General features: G+C 50.3%; 2 protein-coding genes. Both read right to left on the reverse strand.

Going from position 1 to position 21,334, the window contains the following annotated elements; genetic code table 11:
- Nucleotides 1-14 precede the first annotated feature (14 nt).
- A complete protein-coding gene (locus tag RQP50_RS08680; RefSeq protein WP_315744832.1) occupies nucleotides 15-19,976 on the reverse strand; it encodes a non-ribosomal peptide synthase/polyketide synthase in 19,962 nt (6,653 codons plus the stop codon).
- Between the two features lie 639 nt (nucleotides 19,977-20,615).
- Nucleotides 20,616-21,329 carry a GntR family transcriptional regulator gene (locus tag RQP50_RS08685; RefSeq protein WP_065293309.1) on the reverse strand — a complete coding sequence of 238 codons (714 nt, stop codon included), beginning with the start codon at nucleotides 21,327-21,329 and terminating at the stop codon, nucleotides 20,616-20,618.
- Nucleotides 21,330-21,334 lie beyond the last annotated feature (5 nt).

The following is a 21,334-nucleotide window of genomic DNA, read 5'->3' on the forward strand; positions in this document are numbered from 1 at the left end:
TCAAATGCAGCGATTTAGAATGCAAAGTCAATTTCTTCTTCCAATTCTTCCTCTTGATAAGCACTGCCGCTCAGTTGAATATCCTCCAAGCGGATGTCAGGCTGCTCGCAAGCTTGAGATAGAATTTCCAAGAAGTCTTCTGCGAAATTCGCAATCATGTTGGCGGAAAACAGCTTTGTGCAATATTCAAACTGCCCGCTCAGCATGCCGTCTTCGATAGCCATTTCCAAGGTTAAATCGAATTTCGCAACCGTGTGTGATGGAATTAGAGGCTCGAAGGCCAATTCTCCCAGGTTGATCGTGCGCGCTTTTGCGTTCTGCAGGACGAACATTGTGTCGAATACCGGATTACGGCCTGGAACCCAAGCATCCTCTAACTGCTCCACCAGCTTATCGAACGGATAATCCTGATGCTCGAAGGCGCTCAGCGTCGATTCCTTCACTTCCTCTAAATAACTGCGGAACGTCTTGTCATTATTTGGGTAATTGCGAATCGCAAGCGAATTGACGAACATCCCAATTAGCGGTTCTACATCTACATGGGTTCTGCCCGCAATTGGGGTACCCACAACCAGGTCATTTTGTCCTGAATATTTATGAAGCAAGGTCGTATAAGCCGCCAGCAGCACCATATATAGGGTTGCTCCCGATTGGGATGCCAAGCGCTGCAGCTTCTCGTTCAACTGCCCATCAATCGCAAAGTGCAGCTTATCTCCTTCATAGCTGCGCTGTTCGCCTCTTGCAAATTCGGTCGGCAGCTCCAGTAACGGAAGTTCATTGCCCAATGTCCGCAGCCAGTATTCTTCATGTTCCTTCATCTGCTCGCTGCTTGCTTCTGCTTGCTGCCACAGCACATAATCTTTGTACTGGATTTCAAGTGGAGGAAGTTCCTCCCCGTTGTACAAGCGAGCAAGCTCATCAACCAATATGTCCATAGAGATCCCGTCCGAAATGATGTGATGCATATCGAACAGCAATAGATGTTGTTCTTCTTGCTCAAGTTGGACAAGTCCGACTCTCAGTAGTGGAGGCTGCTCCAGATCAAAATCGCGGACAAACTGCTCGGCAACCTGATCGATATCCTTCTCTCTCGCAGTCGAATACTCTAACGCGAAATCAACGTGCTGGTGTACGCGCTGTACAGGCTCACCATCAACCATTTCGAAGCTTGTGCGCAGTGTGTCATGGCGTGTAATCAATTGCAGAAGCGCCGCTTCCAGTCGATTTCGATCGATGTGTCCACTGACGGACATCGCCCCCGGCATGTTGTAGCTCTGCTGCGCTCCTTCAGCCTGGTGCAGAATGTATAACCGCTTCTGGGCTGAAGCCAATGGATAATGCTCGGCCATTGACGCGATAGGAATCGCTCGGTGCTCCTGCTTCTCCAATTCGCCGATCGCCTGCGCCATCGCTTCCAGCGTCGAATAGTGGAAAATATCCCGCAGCGGAAGAGCAACGTGCATTTCCTTGCTTACCTTGCTTGCCAACGCAGTTGCGCGCAAGGAGTGCCCTCCCAATTCGAAGAAGTCGTCCTTCACTCCGATTTGATCGAGACCGAGTACTTCCTGCCATATGCGAACGAGCTTCACTTCCAATGCTGTTCGTGGTGCGGCGTGATCAGTTCCCGTCCGAATCACGTTCTTCGGAGCAGGGAGCGCTTTACGATCAAGCTTGCCGTTCGGCGCCAGCGGCATCTGCTCCAGCTGAATGAAGTACGATGGAATCATGTAGCTTGGCAGTTCAGCAGCAAGCGCCGCTCTAAGGTTACCTACCGTTGGATCGCCATCTGCGACATAATAGGCGCAGAGTGATTTCTGTCCGTCTTCCTCTTCTCGCGCAACTACAACCGTCTCCCGAATTTCTTGGACATTCAGCAGAGCAGTTTCCAGCTCGCCCAATTCAATCCGATATCCGCGGATTTTCACTTGATGGTCGATTCGGCCCAAGTATTCGATATTGCCGTCAGGCAGCCACCGTGCCAAGTCTCCGGTTCGATACATCCGTTCGCCGACGGAAGGAATTGTAACGAATTTCTCTGCTGTCAGATCTGGACGGTTCCAGTAACCGCGCGCCAACCCTACTCCCGCGATGCACAGTTCACCAGCAACGCCGATCGGCTGCACTTGATTATGCTCATTCACGATATAAATGCTCGTATTGTCAATTGGCTTGCCAATCGGCACACTTACATAAGTCTGGCCTGGCTCGCAGTCGAAGTACGTTACGTCCACCGTCGCCTCAGTCGGCCCGTATAGATTAATAAGCTGCGCTCCGCTTGCAGGTGCAATATAACGGTGGAACCGCTCGACCTGTGAGGCAAGCAGTGCCTCGCCACTCGTGAACACCTGCCGCAGCGGTGCGAGACCGCGCTCACGCTCTGCATCTGTCATTTGCTCCACATGCTCAAGGAACGCGTGCAGCATGGATGGAACGAAGTGCATCGTCGTTATTCGGTGACGCTCAATCGCATCCACAATCGCATGTGGGTTCTTCTCCCCACCGACTGAAAGCATAAGCACCTTCGAGCCGACAAATGCCCACCAGAACAGCTCCCAGACCGATACGTCAAACGTGATCGCCGTCTTCTGCATAATCGTATCTTCCGATCCTATCGGATAGCGCTTCTGCATCCACAGCAAGCGGTTGATGACCGAAGTATGCTCGACCATAACCCCTTTTGGACGTCCGGTCGTTCCCGACGTATAGATGATGTAGGCGATATCGGTCGGCTTGTTGACTGGCTCAGGATTCGAACCGTCCTCATCGTATGCTTCTGCATCATCCAGATTGATGATGCGGCCCGCGAAGTCAACCGCTTCTCCCGCGCTTCCTTGAACAAGCAGCACCTGAGCCTTGGAATCGTCCAGCATATATCGAATGCGATCCTCTGGATAATCCGGTGCGATAGGCACATAGGCGCCTCCTGCCTTCAGAATCCCCATAATGCCAACCATTAGCTCCAGAGAACGCTCTGCCATAATACCGACAATCTGATCGGGTTCAACCCCTGCCGCACGCAGCGTCCTTGCCAGCCGGTTCGCACGTTCGTTCAGCTCTCGGTAGGTTATGACGTCATCCCCATACAGCACTGCTGCAGCATCCGGCGTCCACTGCACCTGCTCTTCGAACATCCGATGAATCGTCTGTTCGCGAGGGTAGTCGACAGCTGTGTCATTGAATGCAGATTGGACTTCTGCCTTCTCCGCTTCGGTAGCGAGCTGCACTTCAGCAATGGAGATTGCAGGATTGCCTGTTACTTGCTCCAGTACATGCATCAGATGATGATGCAGCCGTTCCATATGACCGCGATCATACACTTCCGAGTTGAAATCAAAGCGAATGATAAGTTCATCACCCGGCACGACCATTAGATTGAAATCATAATTGGTCTGTTCAGCTGCTTGAACATCGGTTAAAGCGAGAGCTCCGTCGTTACCGTCTCCGGTTTGCTCCATTCGTTCGTCCAATGGATAGTTCTCAAACACCATGATGTGGCTGATTAGTTCCGACTTCTGTGACGTTCTCGATTGAATCTCATAGAGCGGATAATAATCATATCGCCCAGATTCGAGTGCCGCATTTTGCAGCTGCTCCATCACGTCTGAGAAGCTTGCGCCGGCTTCGCAGCTTACACGAACCGGAATCGTGTTAATGAATAGTCCAATCATCGATTCGACACCCGGAACATCAGCAGGTCGACCCGATACGACTCCGCCGAACACCACATCTTGCGTCCCGTTATACTTCTGAAGCACGATCCCCCAAGCGGCTTGCAGCAGCGTATTTAACGTAACTTGATGCTGCTTGGCAATCCGAATCATACGGGAAGTAAGATCAATTCCGAGCTTGCGGGACGCTTGTTCCAGCACATATGGCTTATCCTTGCCTGTGATCTTCCCATTTGGCAATCGAGTCTGCTGCTCGTAGCCCGCCAAGTACCCGTTCCAATATTCTGCCGCCGCACTCATGTCCTGCTCTGCCAGCCATTCGATATATCGGCTATAGTCAGGCAGGTTGGCCTCTTTGTTCCGCATGGATTCGGCAGATCCGGGAATTCCGACCGTTCCAGTAGCTTCAGTAGTTCCGGCTGCATGATTCGTGACAGCTGAGTATATGCGGAACAACTCGTCCGTCAACTGCGGCAAGCACCAGCCATCCATCAGAATATGATGAGAACTCCACAGTACATGGCAGCTAGATGCCTCCGTACGCATCAATGTGACGCGAACAAGCGGATCGCGTTCCAGATCGAACCCTTGCAGCTTGTCGCTCGCGACAACACGTTCCATCACAACTGCTTGCTCATCAGCTGGCAATTGGCTCAGATCCTCGTACGTGAATGTAATTCGTCCTTCCCGGAACACCACCTGTACCGGTTCCCCGTCCAAGCTGCAGAAGTTCGTCCGCAGCACGGAATGCCGGGCAGCCAGCTCGTGCAGGCTCTGGGCAAACAGGGCAGGATCAAGCTCACCTCGCAGCGTAAATCGGGTTTGTTCGAAATAAGCACCCGATGCGCCTTCTTGACCATCGAGAGCGTTATGGAACCACATCCCCTTCTGCATCGGGGTCAGCATGTACATATTTTCGATGATGCCAAGCTCTTTCGTCTCTACAACAATCTGCTCCAGCTGTTCGATACTCAGTCCTTGCAGCAGGAGATCACTCGGTGTCAATTCTGTCTTCTCACGTGAGACACAGTGGTCGATGATCTCAAGCAGACTCTCGTGGAAATGGCCTGCCAGCAGTTCCATCGTCTCCTTGCGGTACTCTTTCTCGCTGTAGCTCATATCCAAGGTCAATATGCCGTCAGTTATGGCGCCATTGATGTCGAGGACATATTGACGTGTATGCAAGGCGCTTCCATCGGAACCTTTCGAATATGGAGACAACATCATACCGCTTCCCATCGAGTCTTGATCGAATTGTCCCAAGTAGTTGAAGCTAATCTCTGGGGCAGCTCCCCATTCCAAGTTATCTTGCGGCTCAGACAAGTAGCGGCATATGCCGTAACCGATTCCCTTGTTCGGAATCTGCCGCAATTCTTCCTTCGCTCTCTTGATGTGGTACGCCAAACCTCGATCTCGCTCCGCTTGCAGCAGAACCGGATATTCGCTTGTGAACCAGCCGACTGTCCGTGAAATATCTAATTCGCCTACGATTGGCTCACGTCCATGACCCTCTAGGTTGACGAGAATTTGATTGTGCCCACTCCATTTCTGTATGGCTATCGCGAGAGCGGCCAGCAAGATCTCATTCATATCGGTGTTATAGGCTCGGTGCACCCGCTTCAGTAAATGCTCCGTATCCTGTTGATTCCAAGCTACGGTGACGGAATTACTGTCCTGCTGCAGACTTGATTCTGTGTCAAAGTCCTTCGGCAGCGGATTCGCTCCAGCGTTCAAGACGTGTCTCCAATAGCTGCGCTCATGACCCAAATCCGTGTGTGCAGCATATTCGACCAAACTCCGTGACCACGTAGCATAAGAATCGGTCTTCGAAGGCAAGCGGATGTCGTCACCCTTGCACGCTTGCTCATAGCCTGTCGCGATATCCTCCAGCAGGATGCGCCATGATACTCCATCCATGACAGCATGGTGGATCACGATGAGCAGATGATGGCCTTGCTCGCAGCGGAACAATCCAGCCTTCACAAGCGGCCCGCCTTGCAAATCGATGCTAGCCTGTATGTCGTTCGCTTTCGCTTCGATAACCTGTTCAGCATTTCCACTGTTTGCGATATCGAAGGCAAGGAAGTCGAACAGCTCCCCCTCTTCAATTGCCCGATTCCAAGCCGTAACCCCAGCGTCTGATTTACGGAATACCATTCGCAGCGCATCATGATGCTCCACGATGGTTCGTAAAGTCTTGCGCAGAGCCTCCTCATTAAATCCGTCCTGCCGATACAGCATGAACGACTGGTTATAATGATGCATGTCATCTAGATCCAGTCCGAAATACCAGCGTTGGATTGGCGTCAGCTCAGCCTCGCCAGACACCTCGCCTTGATCGGCTATCCTGCCGATCGGCTGAAGCTGCAGACTCAATTGCGCTATCGTCGGGTATTTGAACAGGTCGCGTATTTCCAACTTGTATCCAGCCTGATGCAGACGCGATGACACTTGAATCGATTTGATCGAATCTCCACCCAGTTCGAAGAAATGATCATTCGTTCCAACCCGCTCCACATGCAAGACACTCTGCCATGCGGCAGCCAGCGCAATCTCTGCATCCGTGCGTGGAGCTTCATATTCCGTCCCCGTATACGCCGCGCCTTCCGGTGCTGGAAGTCCCTTGCGATCCAGCTTGCCGTTAGGCGTAAGCGGCATCCGCTCAAGCCTCATAAAGTGCGACGGTATCATGTAGGCCGGCAATTCCTTCGCCAATGCAGATCTCCATTCACCTGCCGTCAGCTCACGATCGGATGTGTAATAAGCACACAGTACCTTCCGCCCTCCCCCATCTTCCTGCGCGACGACGGCTGCTTCGCGGATATGCGGCGTTTGCTGCAGCTTCGATTCGACCTCTCCGATTTCGATGCGGTAGCCGCGAATTTTCACCTGATGATCGGTGCGCCCGATTAATTCAATGTTGCCGTCCGGCAGCCATTTCGCCAAATCCCCTGTACGATACATGCGTTGACCGTCAGCGAACGGATCGCGCACGAATTTGTCTGCTGTCATTTCTGGCCTATTCCAGTATCCGCGTCCGACTCCGGCGCCTGCGATATACAGCTCTCCAGCCAGACCAACAGGCTGAAGCGACAAGTTCTCACCGAGAATGTACATCGATACGTAAGGAAGCGGCTTACCGATTGGCACAGAGCGTACTGAATCTGATGAAATCGGCTCATAGTAGCTCGAATCAACGCAAGCTTCCGTGACGCCATAGCTGTTAATAATGCGCATGTGTGAACTGAAGCGATCGCGCAGCTTGCGGAATTCATCTGCAGGACACAGATCGGAGCCAATAATTAATAATCTCAGGCTGTCGATGTCCAGGCCATGCTCATACACATGCTCCATAAGCGGAATGACGAGAGCAGGTGTCGATTCGAACATCTGAATGCCGCTGCTGCGAAGAAGCTCTGCTAATGCACCTGGGTTCGCTCTTGTATCGCTCGGGCAGAGTACAAGCTCTCCTCCATGCAACAGTGTGCGAGCGAGATCACCTGAGAATACGTCGAACGAGAAGCTCGCCCATTGCAGCCAGCGAATGCCCGGCTCATGCAATTCATACTCGGCCTTCCAAGCCTCTGCCATCGCAGCAAGCTGACGATGCTCGATCATAACTCCCTTCGGATTGCCGGTTGTACCCGATGTATAGATGACATAACAGAGATGGTCTGGCTCGCAGTTCGGCTCCAGGTTCGTATCGTCCTCATGATAGGAAGCTTCGTCTTCCAGCAGCACCCACGTTCCCTCGAAGGTCACTTTATCTTGTAAATGACACTGCGTCAGAAGTATACTTGCCTTCGCATCTTCCAGCATGTAGCGAATGCGATCCTCCGGATATTCCGGATCAATCGGGACATAAGCTCCGCCTGACTTCAAGACGGCCATAACTGCCACGACCATATCAATCGAGCGATCGGCCATAACGCCAATTAAGTCATCTGGCTCCACACCTTCTGCCCGCAATGTTCTCGCAAGCTTATTCGCCCGTTCGTTCAACTCGCGGTAAGTCATGCGCTTATTCCCGAATACGACTGCAGGTTGCTCCGGTGTCCGTTCTGCCTGTTCTTCGAACAATCGATGAATCGTTCCGTCAGGAGCTTTCAATGAGCGAGTTGGATTGAACACCTGCAAGATCTCGTCGCACTCGTGCATGGTAAGCATCCCTAGTTCGCCCAGTTGCGCATCCGGGTGATTGACGATGTTCTTCAACAATTGGTTGAAATGCTCTGCCATGCGGTGGATCGTCTCTGATTTGAACAAGGAAGTCGCATACTCGAAGCTGCAATCCAGCCCCGCCTCATCTGCCTTCACATCCAAGCTCACATCGAACTTCGATATTGTGTATTCCAGCGGATATGGCTTCATTTGAAGCTCGCCCAGGGAATCAGCCATCATGTCCGTATTGTCTAGGGCGAACATGGTGTCAAACAGCGGATTGCGGCTTAAGTCCCTAGTCAACTGCAGACCTTCCACCAATTCCTCAAACGGATACTGTTGATGCTCGTAAGCCCCCAGCATTGTGCTTCTAATCTCATCCAGATATGAACGGAATGCCTTAGCACCTTCCGGATAAGCACGAATGGCAAGCGTATTGACGAACATGCCAATTAACGGTTGAAGTTCTTCATGTGTTCTGCCGGCAATCGGTGTTCCGACCACGATGTCTTCTTGGCCCGTATACTTGTGCAGCATGACGGTATAAGCAGCTAGGAGAACCATGTACAATGTCGTTCCGGTGTCAGCGGCAATTCGGTTCAAACCATCTGCCACGTCCTTATCGATCCTAAATGGCAGCGTGAGACCGCCGTATTGTTGCATGGCCGGACGAGCATAGTCTGTTGGCAGCTCCAATATCGGCAATTCACCTTGGAATTGGTCAAGCCAATATGCTTGCTGATGCCTCAACTGTTCTTTCTGGGCTTCTGATTGCTGCCATGCCGCATAATCCTTGTATTGAATATGAAGCGGCGATACCTGTCCCCCGTGATAGTGCCGCATGATTTCCTGCAGCACGATACCGATCGATACGCCGTCGGAAATAATATGATGCATATCGAACAGAAGCACATGCTGTTCCTTCGTCTCCGCAATCTCGATCAACCCGACACGAAGCAGCGGCGGCTTATCAAGCTCGAATGTGCGGATGAACTGTTTTACTTGCTGCTGAACCTCTTGTTTTTCGACTTTCCGATATTCAATCGCGAAATCCACAGTATCGTGTATTCGCTGTACAGCCTCTCCCTGCACAAGCTCGAAGCCGGTACGCAAAATATCGTGACGCGCAATCAATTTGCGGAATGCAGCCTCGAACCTGCTTCGATCCAACTCGCCTTCGAGCAGCATGATACCAGGCATGTTATAGCCCTGCTCTGCCCCTTCAAGCTGGTGAAGGATGTACAGCCGCTTCTGAGCGGAAGATACCGGATAATGATCCTGAACCTCAGCAACTGGTATCGAAGAATAGGATTCCTCCGCCATCTCGGACATGGCAGCTGCCAGTTCTTCTATCGTAGAGAAGCGGAACACATCGCGCAGCGGCAACTGGATATTCATCTCTTGGTGCACCCTGTTAACCAGCGCAGTTGCTCTTAAGGAATGTCCGCCTAGCTCGAAGAAATTGTCTGTCACGCCGACCTGCTCAATTCCAAGCAGTTCCTCCCACATGCGGGCTAAGCTAGCTTCCATTGGTGTACGCGGCGCTACGTATTCCTTGCCCGTGTTGATGCTGCCTTCCGGTGCAGGCAGCGCCTTGCGGTCAACCTTCCCGTTGGAGGTAAGCGGCATCCGCTCCATCTGCACGAAGTAGGATGGAATCATGTAAGCTGGCAGCTCCTGCGCCAATTCGGCTCTCATTTCCCCTACGGTCAGTTGCCGATCCGCCACGAAATAAGCACACAGCAGCTTTTCGCCATTCTCCTCTCGTGCAACAACAACGGCTTCACGAACCGATTCTACCTTCGTTACTTGGGCTTCTACCTCGCCTAGCTCGATCCGATACCCGCGAATTTTTACTTGATGATCAATCCGGCCTAGGTATTCAATGTTGCCGTCTGGCAACCACTTCGCCAAGTCGCCTGTCTTGTACATCTTGCTGCCCGGTTCGAATGGATTGTCACAGAATCTGTCCGCGGTCAACTCAGGGCGATTCAAATATCCGCGTGCAAGCCCTTCTCCTGCGACGAACATTTCCCCAGCCACGCCTATTGGCACGCATTGTCGATTCGCATCCAGAATATAAATGCGCAAGGTCGGAATTGGGAATCCGATATTGCTTCTTGCCTGCTCAATCTCGGTTTCCGTGATCTCTTTGTACGTGACATGAACCGTAGTCTCGGTAATCCCATACATATTGATCAATTGCGTGCGCGGATATTTCGCTCTCCAGTCCTTAAGCAGCTGCGGACTCAGCGCTTCTCCGCCGAAGATCACCATTCGAATGTTCAATTCTGGGCTTCCATCCGTAAGTGCTTCCCTTATTAATTGATAGAAATAGGTCGGAGTCTGATTCAAAATCGTTACCCGCTCTTCAGCCAGCAGCTGCAGGAACATCGCAGGGTTTTTGGCTGTCAGCTGCGGTACAACCACCAATTTCCCTCCGTATAGTAAAGCGCCGTACATTTCCCATACCGAGAAGTCGAAGCAGAAGGAGTGGAACAGCGTCCATGTATCGGTTGAACGGAAGTCGAACAGATTTCTGCTGTTGAACAACAGCCGCACGACGTTCTTATGTTCAATCAATGTACCCTTCGGCTTGCCAGTCGTTCCCGATGTATAGATGACATAAGCCAGATCGGAAGGTTTGTTGACTGATGGCGGGTTGGACTTGTCCCCGCTGTATGTCTGCTCGTCATCAAGGAACAACACGGTGCCCTCATAGGCGACTTGATCCCGCAGATGTCGAGGCAATAGCAAAATATCTGCCCCGGAATCGCTCAGCATATAACTGATGCGCTCGTCTGGATATTCGGGATCGATTGGTACGTAAGCTCCTCCCGCCTTGAGTATGGCGATTAGCCCCACAAGCATATCAGTCGTACGCACGGCCATGATGCCTACCAGCTTGTCTGCCCCGATGCCTTCTGCACGCAGTACCCACGCCAAGCTGTTAGCCCGTTCATTCAGCTCCTGGTAAGTCAAGAGTCCGTCTGTTCCCGTTACAGCAATCGCATCAGGCGTTCTTTCGACCTGTTCCTCGAACAGTCGGTGAATCGTCTTATCACGCGGATAATCCGCTGACGTATCGTTGAACTGTTCCAACAATTGCTGCTTCTCTGTCTCCGTTATGATGCCAAGCTGCTCCAACCGAGCATCGGGATTGCTTATGACTGCTTCCAGCAATTGATTGAAATGGCATGCCAGCCGTTCAATCGTTTCTCGATTGTACAAGGCGGTTGCATATTCAATGCTGCACGCCAGGCCATCGACATCTTCTTCGACATGAAGTGTAAGGTCGAACTTAGCAACGGCATGCTCAATCGGATTCGGCGTCACGGCAAGTCCATCGATGGACCATGCGCCTTTTTCTGTATTTTGCAGGACGAGCACAGTATCGAATATTGGATTACGGCTTACATCTCTTGTCGGTTGAATATGATCAACAAGCTCCTCGAACGGATATTCCTGGTGTTCATATGCTTGTAATGTGGATTGCCGAACCTCCCCTAGGAAGGAGCGGAACGTCTTCTCTCCAGCCGGATAATGGCGGAGTGGAAGTGTGTTGACGAACATACCGATAAGCGGCTCGATGTCTGCATGCGTTCTACCGGCTATCGGCATCCCCACGATGACGTCTTCTTGTCCGGTATACTTGTGAAGCAAGGCCGTATACAACGCCAGCAGCACCATGTACATCGTGGCATCCGAACCCGCTCCAAGCTGCTTAAGCTGATCCGCCTTGTCGGCAGGAACAATGAATTCCAGTGTGCTTCCTGCAAAGCTGCGGAATGCAGGCCGAGTGTAATCCACTGGAAGCTGCAGAACCGGAAGCTCGCCTCGCAATGACTCCAGCCAATACGCCTTCTGTTCTTCCATCTTGGACAAGTATGCTTCCGAATGCTGCCACGAAGCATAATCCTTGTACTGAAGACGCAATTCAGGCAATTCCTCGCCGCTATACAGTGCAACGAATTCATCCAGCAAAATGCCCATGGATGCCCCGTCCGAAATGATATGATGCATATCGAACAGCAACAGGTGCCGATCCGCATCCACTTCGATCAGTCCGACCCGAAGCAGCGGTGGCTTATTCAATTGGAACGCCCGTACGAACGAGCGAATGACTGACTCCGCTTCCGAGGAAGCTCCAACTGTCCAATGCTCGACAGTAAATTCTACATCGCTGTAAATTCGCTGCATGGGTTCCCCGTTGTGCATTTCGAACCCGGTACGCAGCACTTCATGTCTTGCTATCAAGCTGCGGAATGCCGCCTCCAAGCGATCGCGATGGAGCTTGCCTTCAATCGCCATGACGCCCGGCATATTGTAGGACAGTTCTGCGCCCTCCATCTGATGAAGAACGAACAGCCGCTTCTGCGCGGAAGATACCGGGTACCACTCTCGGTCTTCCACCCGAGGTATGGATGCAAAGCTTTCCTTCTGCATCCCCTGTATGGCGAGAGACATTTGTTCAATCGTCGGGTAGCGGAATACATCCTGCAGTGGCAGCACAACACTCAACTCCCGATGCACCTTGCTGACGAGGGTCGTCGCGCGCAAGGAATGGCCGCCCAGTTCAAAGAATGAATCTGTAACGCCTACGTTCTCGAGACCAAGCACATCCTTCCAGATGAGTGCGAGCTTAGCTTCCAGTTCCGTGCGCGGCTGGATTTGCATATTCAAACGCATTCCTTCCCCTGGTTGAGGCAGGGCTCTGCGATCCACCTTGCCGTTAGGTGTCAAAGGAAGTTCTTCAATCTGAATAAAATGCGACGGGATCATGTAAGCTGGCAGTTCACGAGCCAGTGTCTCCCTTAGTCCACTAGCCGATAGCTCAACTTCCGCTGTGAAATAGGCGCATAGCTCCTTCTGTCCACTCGAATCCTCCCGCGCGATTACAGCCGCCTCTCCTACTTCATCGACCCGCAGAAGATAGGCTAATACCTCACCTGGTTCAATCCGGTAACCGCGAATCTTCACTTGTTCGTCGCAGCGCCCGATAAATTCGATCGAACCATCTGGCAGCCATCTCGCCAAATCGCCTGTCCGATACAAGCGTTCGCCTGGGATAAATGGATCATTCACGAATTTCTCTGCCGTCAATTCCGGACGATTCAAGTATCCTCGTGCCAAGCCATCTCCGCCCGCATACAGTTCGCCGCATACGCCAACGGGAAGAACGTCCCCAGCTTCATCCAGCACATACACTCGCGTATTGCCAATCGGTCGGCCAATCGGAATCGAGCCTCGATCCAAATCAGCAGCCGTAATGGTATGGCAGCAGGTGAAGGTTGTATTTTCCGTCGGCCCGTAGCCATTAATCACCCTTATACCGTTATGCTTCTCCATCACTTTGCGCACGTGCGTAGGAGATACAACATCTCCACCCACCAGCAGCTGTTTGACTCCGTAGAAGCCCTCGATTTGCTGTTCAACCATGACCTGGAACAAACCAGCTGTCATCCACAACGTCGTCACCCGATGACGCTGAATCGCTTCGCTCCAATCTGTAAGCGACACATTGCCAGGAGGCAAGATGGCCAGCGCAGCCCCATTCAGCAGACTTCCCCATATTTCAAAGGTTGCTGCATCGAACGAGATTGTGGAACCTTGCAAGAAGACATCCGAGCTGTCGATCTCGACATACGTCGCGCCGCATACGAGCCTGACCACCCCGCGGTGCGTTACGCAAACCCCTTTCGGTGTTCCCGTAGACCCTGACGTATAGATGATGTATGCCAAATCGTCTCCAGCCCCATCAATAGACAGGTTTGTACTTTCTATATCTTCCATTAAGTTGCTTACGTCTGTCTCGTTAACATCCAGCACGATCACGTTAAGATGTTCAGGCCATAAGCTGCACAGATGCTTCTGTGTAACCATCGTCGTAATGGATGTATCTTCGAGCATTGCACTAATCCGCTCTTGAGGGTAAGCCGGGTCGATCGGTACATAAGCCCCGCCGGACTTCATAATTGCCAGTAAGCCAACGACCATATCCAGCGATCGATCCGCGCAAATGCCAACCAGTTCACCGCTCGTTACCCCGGCATGCCGGAGTCTCCGAGCCATTCGATTGGCTGCGGCATTCAATGCTCCGTAGGTCATCTGTTCATTTCCAGACACGACAGCTAGCGCGTCTGGCTCATGTTCAGCTCGCTCCTCGAACAATCGATGGATCGACTTCTCGCGCGGATAAGCCACGAACGTATCATTAAATTCGCTCATCATTACGGCACGCTCTTCATCCGTCGCCAGCTGCAGCTCTCCTATGGATATCCGCGGATTCGATGCAACTTGTTCCAGTACATGCAACAGATGCTGCTTCAACACATTCATATCCGCTTCTTCGAGTGCTTGTTTATTAAAATCGAAGCGAATGACGATATTGTCGCCAGGTATGATGATGAGGTTCAGATCATAATTCGTCTGTTCTGTTACGGTAACGTCTGTCAGCTTCAGTCCACTGCCGTCTGAACTGTTAAATTGATCGAGCTGCTGCTCCATCGGATAGTTTTCAAGCACCATGATGTGAGTAATGAGATCCTGCTTCAGGGTGCACTGTGCTTGGATTTCATACAACGGATAGTAGTCGTGCTTGGCAGATGACAATGCATCTTCTTGCATACGCGTCATTACTTCTGCAAATCTTTCGTGCGCCTGACTGCTCACACGCACGGGAATCGTGTTAATGAACAAACCAATCATCTCTTCGATTCCGACTAGTTCTGCTGGTCTGCCGGATACAACGCTGCCGAATACAATATCTGAAGTTCTGTTGTATTTCTGGAGCAAAATTCCCCATGATGCCTGCAGCAATGTATTCAATGTCACTTGATGCTGCGTTGCAACTTGATTGAGAGCGAGGCTCAGGCTTGTGCCTAGATCGATCTGAACCTGACCTGCTTCATATTGACCAGAATGTCTGCGCCCCTTGCTATGCGGAAGTTCTGTCGTCTCTTCAAATCCAGACAAATAATTGTTCCAATAGGCCGCGGCTGCGGATTCATCCTGCCGCTCCAGCCATTGAATGTATTGATTATAGGAAGGTACCGAAGCAAGAATCGGCTTGTTGCCTTCCACCAGTGCGGAGTACGTACTGAATACTTCAGCAGCGACGAGCGGGAGGCACCAACCATCCATGACGATGTGATGGGAGATCCACAGAACTTCATACACCTCGTCTGCCGTCTGGAGTACGGACACGCGCATGACATCCCCATTCTCAAGGTCAAAGCCTTGTGCGCGTTCCTTGGCCGCTTCGTTCCCAATCGCCACAGCCTGCTCATTTGGATTCAGAGAACGCCAATCTTCGTACTTTACGCTGATGCGCTTGCTCCGAAATACAACTTGCAACGGCTCGCCGTTCGAATCGACGAGGAAGTTGGTACGGAATACAGCATGCCGAGCCGCCAGTTCATTCCAGCTTGCGGCGAAGGCTTCGATGTTCAGCGTTCCCTCAAGCGTTAAGCGTGTAAGCTCGAAATAGGCCCCCGCCTGGCTGTCCATTGCTGTATGGAACCACATTCCCTTCTGCATCGGCGTTAATGCATAGATATCCTCTACTTCACCGATACCGCTTGTCCGTTCAACGATCTGCTCCAGCTCTTGAATGCTAATGCGCTGCAATGACACGTCACTTGGCGTGAGCTCTGTTCGCTCCTTGGCCACACAATGATCGATGATTTCAAGTAAGCTGTCCCGAATCAAGCTTGCCAATCGCTCAATCGTCTCGACACGATATTGTGTCCGTCCATAGCTGATGTCGAGCTGCAATTTGCCGTCCGAGACCATGCCATTCATGTCCAGCAGATAAGGTCTTAGCTGATCTCCCCCAATATTGCTGCCTGTAGAATACGGCGATGGAGAAAACCCGCTGTTCTGGAAATCTTGGTCGAACTGCCCCAAGTAGTTGAAGCTAACCTCAGGTGCTGTTCCCCAATCATCCTGCATACCCGCGTCTGATAAATATCGACAAATGCCGTAACCGATCCCTTTATTCGGAATGCTGCGCAAATCTTCTTTGACCGACTTGATGATTCGCGGCAGTTCTTCCTCAGAGCCCACCTCGAGAAGCTGCGGATACTCACTCGTGAACCAGCCTACCGTGCGTGTGATATCAAGATCTGGCAGGATCGACTCCCGACCATGTCCTTCCAAATTAATTCGGATGCGCCCATGCCCACACCATCTCCGGAATGCAATGCCGAGTGCCGTTAAGAGAAGATCGTCCATCTGCGTGTTATAGGCCCGATGCGCCTGCTTCAACAGCAGTTCGGTCTCAATAGCACTCCATTCAACCGTGACCGATTCGCTATCTCGTTGAAGAGCAATTCCCGCGTAATCCGTCGGCAGTGGAGTAATCGTCGTCTGTGCGACTTGGTGCCAATATTTCAGCTCCTCGTTCATGTTAGACTGCTGCGCATATGCTGAAAGCTGTCTTGACCATAACCGGAAGGAGTCGGTCTTGTCAGGGAGACGAATCTCGCTGCCTTGAAGTGCCTGTTCGTATCCGGCGGCAAGATCCTCGAGCAAAATGCGCCAAGATACGGCATCAATAACAGCATGATGAATGACGATAAGCAGGTGATCTCCATCTGGGCAGCGGAACAATCCTGCGCCTACAAGTGGCCCTGCCTCTATATCGAACCCCGCCTGAATCACATCGGCTTCAGCTATGAGCATGTTGTGAAGAGATTCTTCGCTTTCTACGCCAGCGGAACGTTCCTTGATATCCAACACATCAAGACGGTAAAGCTCGCCTTCTTCGATTCTCCGGTTCCAGGCCGCGTATTCTCCCTGTTCCGTGCGGCGGAATACCATGCGCAGCGCATCATGATGTTCCGTTATCTTGTGCAATGCATTGCGAAGTGCCGCTTCATCGAATCCATCCTTGCGATGCAGCATTATGGATTGATTGTAATGATGCAGACTCACTTCATCTCGATCAAAATACCAGCGCAATATAGGAGTGAGCCCAACCTCACCACTCTCTTCTCCCTGCTCAGCTTTTCGCTGAACCTCCACCAGATGTGGAATTATTTGTTCAATGGTCGGATACTTGAACAGATCCCGGATATCCAGCTTATATCCAGCTTGCTGCATGCGAGAAGATACTTGAATGGACTTGATCGAATCTCCACCTAGCTCGAAGAAATGATCCAAAATACCCACTCGCTTGACTCCAAGCACCATTTGCCAGATGCTAGCCAGCGTTTGTTCCGCTTGGTTACGAGGCTCCACATAAATCTTGCCGGAATAGTCCTGACCAGACGGTGCAGGCAATCCATTCCGATCGATTTTGCCGTTCGGCGTAAGCGGCAATCGCTCTAGCTTCATGAAATAAGACGGAATCATATAATCCGGTACTTGTTCTGCTAGGGTTGAACGCAATTGCTGTACGGATATCTCGCTGTCGGCAACATAATAGGCGCACAGAGCTTTCAGTCCATTTTCATCCTCGCGCGCTACGATAACGGCTTCCCGCACGAGTGATGTTTGCAGCATGCGCGTTTCAATTTCCCCTATTTCTATCCGGTTACCCCGAATTTTGACTTGATGATCGAGCCTTCCAAGGTATTCGATGTTTCCGTCCGGCAGCCATCTTGCCAAATCACCTGTCCGATACATCTTTCCTTGTGAGTAGGGGTCATCAACGAATTTTTCTGCTGTCAAGTCATCACGGTTCAAATAACCTCTGCCGACACCGGCTCCACCTATGTAGAGCTCTCCTACAATTCCAATTGGCTGAAGCGCCTTGTTCTCGTCTAGAATGTACATGGATACCGAAGGCAGTGGTTTACCAATCGGAAGCATGGTGATGAAATCCACACTACCATTTCTCTCGTAATAGCACGCATCGACGCAAGCCTCAGTCACGCCATAGCTGTTCAGGATTCTCATTTGCGAGCCGAATCGTTCCATCAGCTTGCGATATTCCGCAGCCGGGCAATGATCCGAGCCCACAACGAGCAGGCGCAGACTGCTTACATCCTTCCCTTGTTCATGCACATAATCCATCAACGGAATAACGAGGGCTGGGGTTGATTCGAATATGTGGATGCGATGTCTTGCGATTAGCTCGCATATCGCTTCAGGATTAGCTCGCGCTTCGCTTGGGCAGATGATAAGCTCGCCTCCGTACAGCAGCGCTCGCACCATGTCTCCCGTAAATACGTCGAAGGAGAAGCTTGCCCATTGCAGCGTCCGAATTCCCGGTTCGCCTAATTGATAGGCATGCTTCCATGCATCCCCCAAGGCTGTAATCTGCTTATGCTCAATCATGACGCCCTTCGGCTTTCCAGTTGTACCGGATGTATAGATGACATAAGCCAAATGATGTGCTTCGTTGACCGACTCCAAGTTATCGCGGTTTGCTTCATAGTCGTTCTCATCATCAAGCAATACCCATGTTCCTGTGTAACCGAGCCGTGTCTGTAAATGACTTTGCGATACGAGTACTCTTGCATTAGAGTCTTCCAGCATATATAAAATGCGCTCTTCTGGATATTCAGGATCTATCGGAACGTAGGCTCCACCCGCCTTCAATATTGCAAGTATACCGACGACCATCTCAATCGAGCGGTCTGCCATGATGCCTACGAATTGCTCTGCTGCTACACCATGGGCTCGCAATGTTCGAGCGAAGCAATTGGCTTGTTCGTTCAGTTCCTTGTAGGTTAGGTGCCGATCTCCGAACACGACAGCAACCTGATCAGGCGTGCGTTCGACCTGTTCCTCAAACAACTGGTGAATCGTTCGTCCAACTGGCTGCGGCGTTGACCAATTCCCGTTGCTGAAGCGTGTCAGGATGATCTGAGCTTCCTTATCACTGATCATGGACAACTGCTGCAAGCTCTGGCTCGGATTACTCAACATCTGATCAACGATGGTCATCATTTGATCGATGATACGAATGACTTCATGCTCTTCGAACAACTGTTTGCGATAATCGATATTGAAAATGATCTGATTATCATCCATCATATCTTCTACGTGAACTGCAAAATCGTCTACCTCATGACCGCAAAAGCTGCTGCGTTGGCGGGCGGCTAGTTCTCCGTGACTGAACCAGCGTATCGGCATATAGTCGATGGAAATACGGTACAAATCCTGAATCTCAACACTATTATTTTGCTCTCTTAAATCAAGAATAAGCTGGTTGTAAGGATACTTCTGATGTCGCAAAATTGCTTTTTGCTCTTTGGCAACGTTATGTAGGAAGGTTAGTACATCTTGGTCTGGGGTAATCGTCAAACGAGCGGCTACCGTGCTTACGAACATGCCCAGAGCATCCTTGTCTTGCCTGGAAGTTCGATTCGCATAAGCGGCACCGACAGCAATATCGTTGTTCCCTGTCGTCTTATATAGAAATGCGTATAAAGAACCTAGAAATAGAGTAAAGAGACTGATATTGTGCTGCTGGCTAAATTGGTAAAGCTTCTCGTACATTTCTCCGCTAACCGTGGTGCTTGTCCGACTGGCCTCAGTGCCGATTGAATGAGGAGGGTAAGATTTGATACCTATCACTTCTGGCATTGTGCTGAACTTATCCAGCCAATATGCCTTATCTTTCGCGTATCGATCAGATTGTTCATACTCTCGTTCCGCGAATATGTAATCCAGGTAAGTGCTCTCTTGTTCGTCCGAGTCCGCGTTGCCACTCAATATTGCTGTATAATTCTTCATGATTTTATAAACGATAAGATGAGAAGAGACTCCATCCGTTACAATATGATTCATTTTCAAATTGAACCATGCTTCCTCATCATTGACGTTAAATACGACAAAGTGATATAACGCTGGGTCGAACATATGGATAGGAATATGATTAAATCGCTGTAACCAGCTCTCAGCTTCATTCTGATTATCCCACTCTAAGTAATCAACGTGAGGGACGATTTGCTCTACGGGAGCAAATTGCTGCTTCGGCTGATTGTCTGTCATTGCGATTCGTATTCGGAAGGCATCATGCTGCATGATCACTTGATATATCGCCATTTTCAAAATCTCAACGTCTACCTTGCCTCGTATGTACATTGTTCCAGCAACGGTAGTAACTGACGTATTAGGATGCATCATTTCTGTGTACCAGATTCTGCGCTGCGCTTGCGTCAAAGGATACCATTCGTTAGGATTCGCGTTCACGTTGACTCTCCCCTATTCGAAAAATATTCGTAAGCGTCCGGAAACATCATCAGTGGATTCTGTTCCAAAAGAGTTCACAATCATATCCGCAGAAGAGATAAGATCCATGGCTATATGAAGTTATAATTGCTCGTCATGATCGTGGCTATCAAGGTTATTGTTGAAAAATCGTAAACTGTGATGGGGATCTAAGTTGGATTACGGGCAAAACCTGTTCCTGACAAATTGCGACGAAGTAGTGTAGAGGCAGAAACGAATATAGACATTTATGAGGCTCAAATTAGGCATTGCTTGTGATGCTGGACACCTCCTCATATAAAACTCTACATGCGTAATTCTATGGAGGAAGAAGATGCACCTTTTGTAGAGAAAGTTAATGATTTCCATAACGTATTATATACAGTATTGAGGCCATTAACAATATCATTTACTATAAATTAGCATAATTCTTTAATTTTTTGTAAATGATCACCGTTTTTTGTCAATCATTTTTCACAATTCACCCACTGCTGCACAATCCCCTAAAACAAAACAAGACAGAAGCCCCTCTTCCTCTATGCAATCGAACTGAAATTTGCATGAAGAGCGGGCTTCTGTCTTTTATGAATTTACGTACATCTGATTCGAACATGCATGGATTTAACCATCATAATTGACAACATAGCTATGAAGTTCCGTATGATAATACCCTTCGCTATATTCAATCAACGCCCCGTCAATGTCATAAGAATAGCGGGAACGCTTTAATAGCGGCATTTCGTGACTGACTTCAAGTATTGATCTCGCAGCCTCTGGTGCAGTCGCAACAGCAAACTCGTCTTTATATTTTCCAAGCTCGATATGCTGATCTTCGAGCCATTCATACAGCGACTGCTCGCTCAATTCAGATAGATCGAGCCCTTCCTCCTGCAGCCTTACATAATGGGTATAGTGAATATATGGCGTTCCGTTCAAATCATATACCCGTTCAATGCACAGGCAATGTCCCCCGAACAATGGAAATGGAATCGTTCCTGCTTCATTGTGTATGACCTCGGCCCGAATGACTCTTTTCTGAATTTTGTGGCCTTCTTCGACTAGGATTTCCGTGAACCGCTTCCATTTGGACAGCTTCGAGACGGAAGTATTGCGAATGACCTTGGTTCCCTTGCCGCTTCCTTTCTCCACATACCCTTCCTGCACAAGCTCAATAATTGCATTGCGTACTGTAATTTTGCTAACTTGGAACTCTTCTTCAAGCTGCGGTTCCGAAGGGATGTATGTCCCTAGCGGATATACACCGTGCAAAATGCGCTCTCGCAAAATATTTCTTACCTGTACGTACAAGGGACGTTTGTTGCGTGACAATCTCAATGTTA

The organism is Paenibacillus suaedae, from assembly GCF_032337355.1.
GTDB lineage: Bacteria > Bacillota > Bacilli > Paenibacillales > Paenibacillaceae > Paenibacillus_B > Paenibacillus_B suaedae.